This window comes from Crossiella sp. CA198 (assembly GCF_052078295.1).
Classification (GTDB): Bacteria; Actinomycetota; Actinomycetes; order Mycobacteriales; family Pseudonocardiaceae; genus Crossiella.
The window spans coordinates 127,488-139,645 of the sequence record NZ_JBQJIM010000014.1; the positions used below are offsets into that span (position 1 = coordinate 127,488).

A 12,158-nucleotide genomic window follows, 5' to 3' on the forward strand; every position below is an offset into this window, starting at 1 on the left:
GCCGTTCCAACATTGGAGCGACATTCCAGACAGGGGTTTCATGACCACCCACGTCACGATCATCGGGGCCGGACTCGGCGGACTCACCCTGGCCCGCGTGCTGCACGTGCACGGCATCCCGGCGACCGTCTACGAGGCCGAGCCCGCGCCGAGTGCGCGAGCGCAGGGCGGCATGCTCGACATCCACGACTACAACGGCCAGCTCGCCCTGCACGCGGCGAACCTGATGGCGGAATTCCGCGGCCTGATCCTGGACGGCCGCCAGGCCATGCGGATCCTCGACCGCGACGGAACCGTGCTGTTCGAGAAGGCCGATGACGGCACCGGCGGCCGCCCCGAGGTGCAGCGCGGCGAGCTGCGGCAGTTACTACTCGACTCGCTCCCGGCCGGGACCGTCCGCTGGGGCCACAAAGTCAACAGTGCCCGCACCCTCGGCGACGGCCGCCACGAGGTGACCTTCGCCGACGGCGGGACGGTCGACACCGGCCTGCTGGTCGGCGCGGACGGCGCGTGGTCCCGGGTCCGCCCGCTGCTCTCCGCCGCCGTCCCCGAGTACACCGGCGCCTCCTTCGTCGAGACCTACCTGTTCGAGGCCGACACCCGGCACCCCGCCGCGGCGAAGGCGGTCGGCGGCGGGTCGCTGATGGCTGTCGAGCCGGACCGGGAGATCCACGCGCACCGGGAAAGCGGCGACACCCTGCACACCTACGTGCTGCTCACCAGGCCGCTGGACTGGTTCGCCGCCATTGATTTCACCGATGCCGCCGCGGCCACCGCCCGGATCGCCCAGGAGTTCCACGGCTGGACCCCTGAGCTGACCGCGCTGATCACCGACGGCGACACCGCGCTGGTCCACCGCCCGCACTACGCGCTGCCTGCGGAGCATCGGTGGGACCGGCTGCCGGGGGTGACCCTGCTCGGCGACGCCGCCCACCTCACCGCCCCCAACGGCGAGGGCGCCAACCTGGCCATGCTCGACGGCGCCGACCTCGGCCAGGCCCTGGCCGCGCACCCCGGGGATGTCGAGGCCGCGCTCACCGCCTACGAACAGACCATGTTCCCGCGCGCCGCCGACACCGAAGCCGATACCGCCCGGCTCCAGCACTCCCTCTTCGGCGACGAAGTCCCGCCCGCCCTGCAAACCCGCCCATGACTCGCCGGCGTGTTGGCCGTTGTCGTACCCAGTCTTGGCCGAACTGGTACCACTTGGGCCAACTGGTACGCCCACTTTGGCCAAACCGGCGTACCAGTTGGGCCAACTCGCCGTCCACAACGGCCAACACGCCGTACGAGAACGGCCAACACGGCGTTAGGCGGACCGGAGCAGTTCGATCACCCGGGCCCAGCCGTCGCCGCCGTGGCCCTGGGCGACCGCGCGCTTCGCGTAGTCCCGCAACAACTTCGGCAGTGCGGCGTCGATGCCGCGCACCTCGCTGGCGTGCACCAGGTGTTCGATGGTGGCCGCCTGCACGTCGATGGTCGCGTCAAAACCGGGGTAGGCGCGTTCGTCGACCTGCTGGGCGTAGGCGCGGACGAAACCGCTGACATCGCCGAGCCAGCGGATGGCCAGGGGGGTGAACTCGGCCGCGGTGGCGCCGTCGGCGGTGACCAGGGCGGCGGCGTGCAGCCAGCCGGTCATGCTCGCCCACATGATCCCCAGCAGCGCGGTGTCATACAGCGAGGCCACACCGGGATCCTCGCCGAGGTAGATCGCCTCACCGAAGGCGGACAGGAGTTTCCCGGTGTCGGTGAAGGCGGTCCGGGGGCCGCTGTAGAGCAGCATGGAGGCCGGGTTGCCGATGCCGGGCGGGGTGATCATGATCCCGCCGTCGAGGTAGCCGATCCCGTGCCGCGCTGCCCAGGCCGCGGTCTCGCGGGCCTGTTCGGGGGAGCCGGAGGTGAGGTTGACCAGGGTGCGCCCGGCCAGCGCGGCCGGGTCCAGGATCTCGTGCAGGGCCGGGTAGTCGAGCACACAGGCGATGATCACCGGGCTGGCGGCCTGGGCCTGCGCCGCGGTGGCCGCGACCCGCGCGCCCGCTTCGGCCAGGGCGGTGCTCTTGGCCGCGGTGCGGTTCCACACGGTGGTCTGGTGACCGGCGCGCAGCAGTGCGGCGGCCAGTGCCGAGCCCATCTGGCCCAGGCCCAGCACGGTCACATCGGAGTGAGGCATATCGTTGTCCCCCAAGGGTTTCGCTGACTGACCCGATCAGCCTCACACTCGCCGATCCCGATCAACAGTGGCAGAAATGCCGACATCCGCACGATTACTGCCATAGGCTGGCGGCATGACCGTGGGAACCGTGGCGATCCTGGTGACCGATGACCACGCGCCCACGCTGTGGGATGTCTACGAGGTCGGCCTGGCCTGCGTGGTCTTCGGCGTGGACTACCCCGACCTGGCCGACCCCTGGTACGAGATGCGCCTGTGCGGCACCCGCCCCGACCTGCCCCGGGCCGGCCGCGGCTTCGTGCTCAACCCCGAGCACGGACTGGAGGGCCTGCACGGCGCGGACACCATCCTGGTGCCCTCGGTCCCCGAAGCCGTGCTCCACGGCACGGAACCCCTGGATCCGTTGCTGGTCAAGGAACTCCAGGCCGCCGCGGACAACGGCGCCCGCATCGCCGCGCTGTGCAACGGCGCGTTCGTGCTCGCCGAGGCCGGCCTGCTGGACGGCCGCCGGGCCACCGCGCACTGGTCCTACACCGCCGAACTGGCCCGCCGCTACCCGAAGGTCCAGGTCGACGATTCGGTGCTCTACATCGACGAGGGCCAGATCCTGACCAGCGCGGGCGCGGCGGCCGGACTCGACCTGTGCCTGTACCTGGTACGCCAGGACCTCGGCGCGCACGTGGCCAACCAGCTCGCCCGGCGGCTGTGCGTGCCCGCGCACCGCACCGGCGGCCAGGCCCAGTTCGTCACCCGGCACGTGCCCGCCACCGACGACGACAGCATCGCCCCGGTGCTGGAATGGGCCACCCACCACCTGGACCGCCCGCTGACCGTGGCCGAACTGGCCCGCCGCGCCGGGATGAGCCAGCGCACCTTCTTCCGCCGCCTGCACGAGGCCACCGGCACCACCCCGCTGCAATGGCTGCTCAGCCAGCGCCTCGCGCACGCCCAGGCACTCCTGGAAACCACGGCGCTCTCGGTCGAACAGGTCGGCGAACGCTGCGGACTGGGTTCCGGGGCGAACCTGCGGCGGCACTTCACCGCGCACGTCGGCGTCGCGCCCACCGACTACCGGCGCGCTTTCACCGCTTGACCTCGACCTAACTGGAGGTAGTGGACTTCCAGTCATGACAACGAAAACAATGCGAGCCGCCGCGGCCACCAGGTTCGGCGGGATCGAGGTCCTGGACGTGGTGGAGATCCCGCTCCCCGAGCCGGGCCCCGGTCAGGTCCGGGTGCGGGTGCGGGCGGCCGGGATCCAGCCCTTCGACCTGGCCGTGCGCGCCGGCTGGACCCCGCCCTACGGCTCGGTGAACTTCCCCCAGCCGCTGGGCAACGAGTTCGCCGGGGTGATCGACGCGGTGGGGGAGCAGGTCACCGGGATCGAACCGGGCGCGGAGGTGCTGGGCTTCTCCGTGCTCAACGCGCAGGCCGAGTACGTGGTGGTGCCTGCCGACGCGGTCACCCCCAAGCCGCCGGAGATGCCCTGGGAGGTCGCCGGGGGCTTCACCGCGGGCACCCAGACCGCCACCCTCGCCCTGGACCAGCTCGGCATCAAGCCCGGCGACACCGTGCTGGTGCACGCCGCCGCCGGTTCGGTCGGCACCGCCGCCGTGCAACTCGCCCAGCTGCGTGGCGCCAGGGTGATCGGCACCGCCGGCGCCGCCAACCAGGACTACCTGCGCTCGCTCGGCGCCACCCCGGTGATCTACGGCGAGACCCTGGCCGCCCAGCTCAAGGAACTCGCCCCGGACGGGGTGGACGCGGTACTCGACGGCGCCGGGGGAGCGGCACTGGAGCTGTCCCTGACCCTGGTCGCCAACCCGAAGCAGATCGTGACCCTGGTGGAACACGGCAAGGCGGCTGACCTGGGAGTTCAGCTCGTCAACGGCACCAGGTCCGCCGACCGCCTCGGCACGCTGGCCAAGCTCTACGCCGAGGGCAAGCTCCAGTTCCCGGTCCGCCGGGCCTACCCGATGCACCAGATCCAGGACGCCCACCGCGAGGTCGAGACCGGCCACGGCCGCGGCAAGGTCGTGCTGACCCTGGACTGAGATCAGCCGCCGACGAGGCGGCGCACGGCTTCCCGGATCGCCTCCCGGTGCCGGGACACCCGCGCCGTCTCGTCGTCCACGCTCCCGGCCACCGCCGCGCCGAAGTGGGTGAACCAGGCCATCGCCAGCCCGATCACCAGGATCAGCAGGTCCTCCGGATCCAGCCCGGCATCCACCGAGCCCGCCTGCTGCGCGGCGGCGAGGGGCGCCTGCGCGCGGTGGTCGACGCGGCCTACGCCGACGGCCCGGCGGCCCAGCTGCGCGCTCTGCTCTCCGGCGGCGGCGACTACGAGTTCGGCGACCCGGCCCGCTACGCCGAGGCGATCATCGAGGCGGTCGCCAGCCCGGAGCCACCGACCCGGCTGCTGCTGGGCGCGGACGCCTACGAGCAGGTCACCACCGCCCTGGCGGCCCGGCTGGCCCAGGCCGAGGCGCAGCGGGAGACCGCGATCGGGGTCAGGAAGCCGGCAGCGACCGGTCGTTGACCACCCGCTTCATCACCAGGGTGGAGTTGAGCCGCTGCACCCCGGGCAGCGCGGAGAGCACATCGTCCTCCAGCTGCTGGTAGGCGGCCAGATCGGCGGTGACGATCCGCAGCAGATAGTCGGGATCACCGAAAAGTCGTTGGGCCAGCAGCACATTCGGGATCCGGGTGAGCGCGTCCTCGAAACTCAGCAGCGTCTCCCGGTCCTCCTGGCGCATGGTCACGAAGACCAGCGCCTCGAAGTTCAGGCCCAGCGCCGCCGGATCCACCACCGCGCGGTACCCGCGGATGGTGCCATCGCGTTCCAGCGCCCGCAGCCGCCGGTGACAGGGCGACACGCTCAGCTGGACGCGCTGGGCCAGCTCGGTGAGCGTCAATCGCCCCTCTTCCTGCAACACGGCAAGGATCTTCCGGTCCACGGCATCCACGGGGAAGATTCTTCCACAAACGTGGTGACCAGCGGCAACAGTTGGAAGCACCTTTGGCGAGTTGACGCATAGCTTTTCAGGCACACCCGGTCCCCGTGGAAAGAAGAAGCCCCGTGCCTGTCGCTTCCCTGCTCGCCTTCTGGGGCGTGGCCGCCCTGCTCATCGCGGTCCCCGGCCCCGACTGGGCCTTCGCCATCAACGCCGGCCTGCGCCGCCAGGTGCTCCCGGCCGCAGGCGGCATCGTGCTCGGCTACCTGGCGATGACCCTGGTCGTCGCCGCCGGCCTGGGCCTGGTCATTTCCTCAACCCCGGCGGCACTGGCCACGCTGACCATCGCCGGCGGGGTGTACCTGGTGTGGCTGGGCTCCAAGATCGTCCGGAGTCCGGCCACACCGCCCGGCGCGGCCGAGCCCCAGCCCGGCGGCAGACTGCGCACGGTCGCCCAGGGCATGGCCGTCAGCGGCCTCAACCCCAAGGGCCTGCTGGTCTTCGTGGCCATGCTGCCCCAGTTCACCGACCCCGCCGCCAGTTGGCCCCTGCCCCTCCAGCTCGCCGCCCTGGGCCTGACCTTCACCGCCACCTGCGGCGCGGTGTACCTGGCGGTCGGCGCCGCCGCCGACGGCCTGCTGCGCGCCCGGCCCACGGTGTCCCGCCTGGTCTCCCGGATCTCCGGCGTGGCAATGATCCTGATCGGCGCCCTGCTGTTGCTGGAACGCCTGCTCTAAGCCCGTGGCGAGAAGTCCGGTCCGTACCTCACCGGCGTGTTGGCCGTTGTCGTACCCAGTCTTGGCCGAATTGGTACGCCCACTCGGCCAACATGGTGGGGGTGGGCAGGGCGAGCCGAACACCAGTCGACGCGGCACGTCCAGCAGCTCCCGGAGCCACTCCAGGTCCGCGATCAGGTGCGGGAGGCCTGCGAGGTGCGCAGGAACTCCAGCACCGGCAAGCTGGCCATCGGCACGTAATGACCCGTGCCCGGCGACAGGTACACCTTGGCCTGTGGCACGAACTCGGCCAGTCTGCTCCGGGTCTGCGCCGAGTCCAGCAGCACGTCCCGTCCGCCGATCCCGACCAGCATCGGCATGTCCAGGCCGCTCAGTTCCGCGTCGGTGGCCACCGCGATCCGGTCCGTGCGTGGCCGGAAGTGCCGGTTGACGAAGAGCAGGTACTCCTCGACCTCCGCGGGCAGGCTCGCCGTGCCCATGATCATCCGGAACAGCTTGCGCCGCCCGGCTTCCCCCCGCAGGCCGAACCACAGCGCCTTGGGCAGCCAGCCGAAGGTCTGCCCGCCGATGCCGCTGGGGCTCAGCAACGCCAGCCGTTCCACCTGTTCCGGCCGGTGCGCCGCCTGGTCCAGCGCGATCCGCCCGCCAAGGGAGCTGGCCACGAACGCGGCTCGCCGCACCCCCAGGGCCCCGAGCACCTCCGTCAGCCAGCGCAGGTGTCCGCCGGAGGTCAGTGGCAGCCGGTTGGGGTTGCTCAGGCCGGGTTCGCCGGGGATGTCGATGGCGTGCAGGCGGAAGTGCCGGGACCATTCCGCGGCCACCTCCAGCCAGGCGCCGGCATTGCCGCTGGAGCCGTGCAGCAGCACCAGCGGTGGCGCGTCGGCAGGGCCGCTGGAGATGACGAAGGTGTCACCGTCCGAAGTGGACACCGTCTCCTGGTCGGCCGGGGCCGGCCAGCGGCTCAGCAGGGCGCGGTAGCGCTCGGCGAGCAGGCGCTGGCTGTCCGGGGTGCGGTAAATGCCGCTCATCGGGTCAGCAGGTGGTTGACGAGGTCGAGCAGGGCGGCGGTGTCGCCGACCGGCCCGTTGAGGATGATCTTCATGCTGGCCCGTTCCTGGTCGTAGTAGGTCTGCACCCGCATCGGCTGCGCGGTGAAGTCGCGGCCCTGCAGGGAGCCGGTGATGGCGCCGCTGACCGCGCTCATCAGCTCGAAGCTGATCGCCTCGATCTGCACCACGGTGGACGCTTCGGCGTGCCGGTGCCGCACCGCGGTGTCCCTGGCCGGCGGTTCGGCGGTGCGGCCGGTGAAGGCCTCCAGGTCCCGGCGGGCGATGCGGTACTGCTTGCCGATCCGGACCGCCTTGAGCCGTCCCTCGCGCACGTAGTTGCGCACAGTCTTCACGTGCAGCCCGAGCACGTCGGCGACGTGATCCACGGTGTACAGCTCGTCGTCCACAACAACTCCCTCGGTTCCCGTACGAACGCCACCGTAGCACGCGATAGGGAATGTTAGGGAAGTATGGGGCAGTCTTGATGGCGGGACGGTGAATTCCGGCGGTCAGGCTGGTCTGACTCGATGCGGAACATGGCCCTGGCTAGGCATCGGAGGCGACAATGCGGACTACCGGCAAGACTGTTCCGGCTGGGGTTTCTTCCCCCCGAACGAGGCTGAGGACCATGACCAAGAAGGACGACGCCGTCCGTACCGCGACCGGCCGTGACTGGACCGAGTGGCTGTCCCTGCTGGATGCCGCGGGCGCCGCCGACTGGGACCACAAGGGCATCGTCGCGCACCTGGCCGCGGTGTACCCGCAGGTCAGCAGCTGGTGGCAGCAGTCGATCACGGTGGCCTACGAGCAGGCCCGCGGCAAGCGGGCGGTCGGGCAGACCGCGACCGGGTTCCAGGTCGGCGTGCAGCGCAGTGTGTCCGCGGGTGCGGACGTGGTGTGGAAGGTGATCACCGAGCGCCCGGAGCTGTGGCTGGGCGGCCCGGTCCGCTTCGAGCCCGGCAACCGGTACGAGGGCGGCGGGGTCAGCGGCGAGATCCGGGTGGTCAAACCGGCGGACCGGGTCCGCTTCACCTGGCAGCTCGCCGGCTGGGACACCCCGGCCACGGTGCAGGTCAGCCTGCTCGGCGAGGGCAGGACCGCGGTGCACGCCCACGTGGAGAAGCTGCCGGACGCCGAGGCCCGCGAGTGGGCACGCGAACAGTGGCGAGTGGCCCTGGACCGGATCGCGGCCGAGGCGGGCAGCTAGCGGCGCAGCTCGACCAGATCGGCCAGTTCGGCGTCGGTGAGTTCGGTGAAGGCGGCCTCGCCGGCGGAGAGCACCGAGTCGGCCAGGTCCTTCTTGGCCGCGATCAGCTCGGCGATCCGGTCCTCCACCGTGCCCTCGGCGATCAGCCGGTGCACCTGCACCGGGCGGGTCTGCCCGATCCGGTAGGCGCGGTCGGTGGCCTGGTCCTCCACCGCCGGGTTCCACCACCGGTCGTAGTGCACCACGTGATCGGCCCTGGTGAGGTTGAGCCCGGTGCCCGCGGCCTTGAGCGACAACAGGAACACCGGCACCTCGCCGTCCTGGAACCGCTGTACGAGGTGCTCGCGTCGCGGCACCGGGGTGCCGCCGTGCAGCAGCTGGGTCGGGATGCCGCGGTCGGCCAGGTGTTGTTCGAGCAGCCGGGCCATGGTCACGTACTGGGTGAAGACCAGCACCGCGCCGTCCTCGGCCAGGATGGTCGCCAGGAGTTCGTCGAGCAGTTCCAGCTTGCCGGAGCGGTTCTCCAGCTTGGGTTCGGTCTCTTTGAGGAACTGCGCAGGGTGGTTGCAGATCTGCTTGAGCGCGATCAGCAGCGAGACGATCCGGCCCCGCCGCGCCATCGGCCCGTCGCTGTCCTTGATCGCGGCCAGGCTCTCTCGCACGGTCGCCTGGTAGAGCGCGGCCTGTTCCCTGGTCAGCGACACCGGCTGGTCGGTCTCGGTCTTGGGTGGCAGCTCGGGGGCGATGCCGGGGTCGGATTTGCGGCGGCGCAACAGGAACGGCCGCACCAGCCGGGCGAATCGGTCGGCCACCGCGGTGTCCTTGGCGCCCTCGATCCGCTTGGCCCACCGGGTGCGGAAGGCGGGCAGGGTGCCGAGCAGTCCTGGCGTGGTCCAGTCCAGCACGGCCCACAGTTCGGCGAGGGTGTTCTCCACCGGCGTGCCGGTCAGCGCGATCCGCGCCGGGGCCGGGATCGTGCGCAACGCCCTGGCCGTGCCCGAGCGCGGGTTCTTCACGTGCTGGGCCTCATCGGCGACCACCAGGCCCCAGCAGAACCCGGCCAGCACGGCGGAATCCAGGCGCATGGTGCCGTAGGTGGTGAGCACGAACCCGCCCTCGACACCGTCCAGGCTCCGCCCGTTCCCGTGGTAGCGGCGCACCTGCACGCCTGGCGCGAACCGGTGGATCTCCCGCTCCCAGTTGCCCAGCAGCGAGGCCGGGCACACCACCAGCGTCGGCCCGGGAAAATCGGGGCGGCGGTGCAGGTGCAGCGCGATCACCGTGATCGTCTTGCCCAGCCCCATGTCATCGGCCAGGCAGCCGCCGAGTCCGAGTTCGGTCATCCGGGCCAGCCAGCGCAACCCGCGCAGCTGGTAGTCCCGCAGGGTCGCGGCCAGCTCGGCCGGTGGCTGCACGGGTTCGCGGCCGGTGTCGGGCTCGGCGATCCGCCCGCGCATCTGCTCCAGCCACCCACCGGCCCGCACCGGCAGCCGCTGCCCGGCCACCACCGCCGACCCGGTCAGCGCGACCTCCAGGGCGTCCATCCCGCCGAGCACCGCGATGGTCGGCTTGTCGGCCTTGCGCCGCAGGTCCGGCGGCACCAGCGTCCACTGGTCACGCAGCCGCACCACCGGCCGCCGCGATTCGGTGAGCTGCTCCAGTTCGGCCTCGGTCAACGGGTCATCGCCCAGGGCGAGCCGCCAGTGGAAGGCGAAAGCCTTGTCCCCGCCGAAAAACGACGGCCGTTCCGCGGTGGCCGCCACCTCAGCCCGCGCGCTCAGCCCACGCCCCAGCTCCTTGGGCCAGTGCACCTCGATCCCTGGCACCCCGCCGAGCAGTCGCAGCACCTCCTCGTCGGCGAGCTGGATGTCCTCGGGCGGCTCGGCTTCCAGGAGCCGTCCCACCGGTGGCCAGGCCGCCGCGCTGCGCCGGATCGCGGCCAGCACCCCGCCCTTGACCTCCGGACCCAGCCCGTCCACCCGCCCGGCCCACACGTCGGCGGCATCGGCGAGCAGCGCCGGGTCGATGAGACTGTGCACCTGCAGCACCGCGCGGAACAGCCGGGTGCGCCCGAACTCGATCCGCAGCGACACCCGCACCTCGGGCGCGACCGGCGGCTCCGGCTTGGGTTTCCAGGAGGTCAGCTCGGCCAGCGAGGTCAGCGCGGGCAGGGACGGCAGCACCGGTGCGGCCGCGTTCATGCCGTCGGCCACCGCGTCCAGGAACTCCCGGACCAGGTCCACCGGATCACCGAACCCGGCCCGTTCCGGCATCGCCGCGGCGAAGCGCCGCACCCGCTCCTCATCGGCCGGGGTCAGCGCGTTCGCCCGGCCCGCGGTGACCAGTTGCAGCCCGAAGACCGCCACCGTGCCCCAGTAGGCCGCGGCCGGATGCGCCGCCGGGTCGCGCCGGGCCCGGCTGAGCACCGGCAACGCCTCGGCCACCGGCAGCCACTCGTCCTCGGCCAGCCGCACCCGCCCGGTGCGCGGCGGCGAGCCGGGCCGGAACTCCGCCACCCACTGCCCGAGTTCTTCCTCAGTCAGCCGCACAACCGATTCCTACTCGAACTCGCCATGCCGCCCGGCCCCGGCGCTGAACCGCCGAGCGCCGTCCAGGGTGTCCGCGGCCAGGGAGACCAGGCCGTGCCGCAGCTCGTTGGCGATCGCGGCCTCCTCAGTGAGGCCGTCCTGGGCCAGCACGGACAACCGGTCCTGGCGCAGGCAGGTCTGCGGGAACCGGGCCAGCTGCGCGGCCAGGTCCTCGGCCGCGGCCCGCGCCTGCCCCGGCGGCACCACCCGGTTGGCCAGTCCGATCCGCTCGGCCTCGGCGGCGTCCACCGGCCGTCCGGTGAGGATGAGGTCCATCGCCCGGGAGGCGCCGATCAGCCGGGGCAGCCGGACCGTGCCGCCGTCGATCAACGGCACGCCCCAGCGACGGCAGAACACGCCGAAGGTGGCATCGGCCTCAACCACCCGCAGATCGCACCACAGCGCCAGTTCCAGCCCGCCTGCCACCGCGTACCCGCTGACCGCGGCGATCACCGGCTTGCCCAGCCGCAGCCGGGTCGGGCCCATCGGCCCGTCCCCGTCCGCGCTGACCTGGTTGCCGCGCTCGGTGCCGATCGCGGTGAGATCCGCGCCTGCGCAGAACGTGCCGCCCTCGCCCCACAGCACGGCCACCGCCGCCTCGGGATCGGCGTCGAACTCCCGGAAGGCCGCGGTCAGCGCCGCCGCGGTCGGTCCGTCGACCGCGTTGCGCTTGTCCGGCCGGGACAGCACCACCGTGCTGACCGGCCCCTGCCGCTCCACGCGCACCGACATGCGGAAAACCCTAATGGCTAGCGGGTCGTGCCCGCCGCCACCCCGGCGAAGCGCTCCCTGGCCCAGCGCCTGCTCGGCCGCGGACTCCGGCACAGCACTCCGTCATGCCCGCGCTCGCTACCGCAGCACCCGGTCCAGGTGGTAGCGCATCGTGTCGCCGGCCTCGGCCGCGTTGAGCTGACCGCAGGCCAGTTCGATGGTCAGCGCGTCGGCCAGCGACCAGATGATCCGCGCCTCCCGCTCCGGATCCAGCCCGGCCGCCCGGCCCTGGGACTGGGCGATCCGCACCACGTAGGCGGCCAGCGCGCGCAGTTCGGCGTTGTCCTGGAAGAGCACATCGGCGATTTGGGTGTCCTCCATGGCCCGCCCGAGGAAGGCCACGTTGACCCGGATCGCCTGCCGGGTGTCCGGGTCGTCGCCGAGCACCTCCGCCAGCGCGGCCCGCAACAGCTGCTCCGGCGATCCGGCCAGCCCAGTGAGCCGCTCCGCGATCCGGGTCTCCATCCGCTGTCCGGCCAGTTTCAGCCCGTAGAGCAGCATCGTGTCCTTGGACCGGAAGTAGTGCTGCACCCGCCCGACCGACACGCCGGCCTCGGCCGCCACCTCGCGCACGCTCACCGCCTCCAGCCCGGCGCGGGCGGCCAGCCGCCACAGCGCCTCGGCGATCTGCGCCTTCTGCTCCTCGACATCGGTCCGTGCCACCGGCCCAGCCTACCAATAC

General features: G+C 72.0%; 14 protein-coding genes. 6 read left to right on the top strand and 8 right to left on the bottom strand.

Annotation, left to right across the window (positions count from 1 at the left end; genetic code table 11):
* Positions 1–40 precede the first annotated feature (40 nt).
* Positions 41–1,153: an FAD-dependent oxidoreductase gene (locus ACTOWY_RS23920; RefSeq protein ID WP_441311893.1), complete on the top strand. Its 1,113-nt coding sequence runs from the start codon at positions 41–43 to the stop codon at positions 1,151–1,153.
* A 156-nt stretch (positions 1,154–1,309) separates the two neighbouring features.
* Here the strand turns inward: ACTOWY_RS23920 and ACTOWY_RS23925 are convergent, their stop codons facing one another.
* Positions 1,310–2,170, bottom strand: coding sequence for an NAD(P)-dependent oxidoreductase (locus tag ACTOWY_RS23925; RefSeq protein WP_441311894.1), 861 nt, complete (start codon positions 2,168–2,170; stop codon positions 1,310–1,312).
* 115 nt (positions 2,171–2,285) lie between these two features.
* On the opposite strand from ACTOWY_RS23925, the gene ACTOWY_RS23930 reads away from it, so the two are divergent.
* Positions 2,286–3,263 (top strand): GlxA family transcriptional regulator, encoded by a 978-nt coding sequence (locus ACTOWY_RS23930; protein WP_441311895.1) that lies wholly within the window; start codon positions 2,286–2,288, stop codon positions 3,261–3,263.
* Positions 3,264–3,312: 49 nt separating this feature from the next.
* A complete protein-coding gene (locus tag ACTOWY_RS23935; protein WP_441312038.1) occupies positions 3,313–4,224 on the top strand; it encodes an NADP-dependent oxidoreductase in 912 nt (303 codons plus the stop codon).
* Between the two features lie 2 nt (positions 4,225–4,226).
* On the opposite strand, the gene ACTOWY_RS23940 is transcribed toward ACTOWY_RS23935, so the two are convergent.
* Complete coding sequence (locus tag ACTOWY_RS23940) at positions 4,227–4,400, bottom strand: hypothetical protein (protein ID WP_441311896.1); 174 nt, start codon at positions 4,398–4,400, stop codon at positions 4,227–4,229.
* A 42-nt stretch (positions 4,401–4,442) separates the two neighbouring features.
* Here ACTOWY_RS23940 and ACTOWY_RS23945 point away from each other — a divergent pair, with 42 nt between their 5' ends.
* On the top strand, positions 4,443–4,709 hold the full coding sequence (locus ACTOWY_RS23945; protein ID WP_441311897.1) for a hypothetical protein: 267 nt from the start codon (positions 4,443–4,445) through the stop codon (positions 4,707–4,709).
* Here the strand turns inward: ACTOWY_RS23945 and ACTOWY_RS23950 are convergent.
* Positions 4,681–5,136: an Lrp/AsnC family transcriptional regulator gene (locus ACTOWY_RS23950; protein ID WP_185005066.1), complete on the bottom strand. Its 456-nt coding sequence runs from the start codon at positions 5,134–5,136 to the stop codon at positions 4,681–4,683. The genes ACTOWY_RS23945 and ACTOWY_RS23950 overlap by 29 nt on opposite strands.
* Before the next feature lie 113 nt (positions 5,137–5,249).
* Between ACTOWY_RS23950 and ACTOWY_RS23955 the strand changes: the two genes are divergently transcribed.
* Positions 5,250–5,861 (top strand): LysE family translocator, encoded by a 612-nt coding sequence (locus tag ACTOWY_RS23955; protein ID WP_441311898.1) that lies wholly within the window; start codon positions 5,250–5,252, stop codon positions 5,859–5,861.
* A 173-nt stretch (positions 5,862–6,034) separates the two neighbouring features.
* Here ACTOWY_RS23955 and ACTOWY_RS23960 read toward each other — a convergent pair whose 3' ends face one another.
* Entirely contained in the window at positions 6,035–6,889 is an 855-nt protein-coding gene (locus tag ACTOWY_RS23960) for an alpha/beta fold hydrolase (protein ID WP_441311899.1), read from the bottom strand.
* Positions 6,886–7,317: a helix-turn-helix domain-containing protein gene (locus ACTOWY_RS23965; protein WP_441311900.1), complete on the bottom strand. Its 432-nt coding sequence runs from the start codon at positions 7,315–7,317 to the stop codon at positions 6,886–6,888. Before ACTOWY_RS23965 ends, ACTOWY_RS23960 begins: the two co-directional genes overlap by 4 nt.
* Before the next feature lie 221 nt (positions 7,318–7,538).
* Here ACTOWY_RS23965 and ACTOWY_RS23970 point away from each other — a divergent pair, with 221 nt between their 5' ends.
* Positions 7,539–8,117 (top strand): SRPBCC domain-containing protein, encoded by a 579-nt coding sequence (locus ACTOWY_RS23970; protein ID WP_441311901.1) that lies wholly within the window; start codon positions 7,539–7,541, stop codon positions 8,115–8,117.
* On the opposite strand, the gene ACTOWY_RS23975 is transcribed toward ACTOWY_RS23970, so the two are convergent.
* The 3 genes from ACTOWY_RS23975 to ACTOWY_RS23985 all read right to left on the bottom strand — a co-directional run bounded on the left by ACTOWY_RS23975 (position 8,114) and on the right by ACTOWY_RS23985 (position 12,139).
* Positions 8,114–10,666, bottom strand: coding sequence for a DEAD/DEAH box helicase (locus tag ACTOWY_RS23975; protein WP_441311902.1), 2,553 nt, complete (start codon positions 10,664–10,666; stop codon positions 8,114–8,116). The genes ACTOWY_RS23970 and ACTOWY_RS23975 overlap by 4 nt on opposite strands.
* 9 nt (positions 10,667–10,675) lie before the next feature.
* Entirely contained in the window at positions 10,676–11,437 is a 762-nt protein-coding gene (locus tag ACTOWY_RS23980; protein WP_441311903.1) for a crotonase/enoyl-CoA hydratase family protein, read from the bottom strand.
* 117 nt (positions 11,438–11,554) lie between these two features.
* Complete coding sequence (locus ACTOWY_RS23985) at positions 11,555–12,139, bottom strand: TetR/AcrR family transcriptional regulator (protein WP_441311904.1); 585 nt, start codon at positions 12,137–12,139, stop codon at positions 11,555–11,557.
* Positions 12,140–12,158 lie beyond the last annotated feature (19 nt).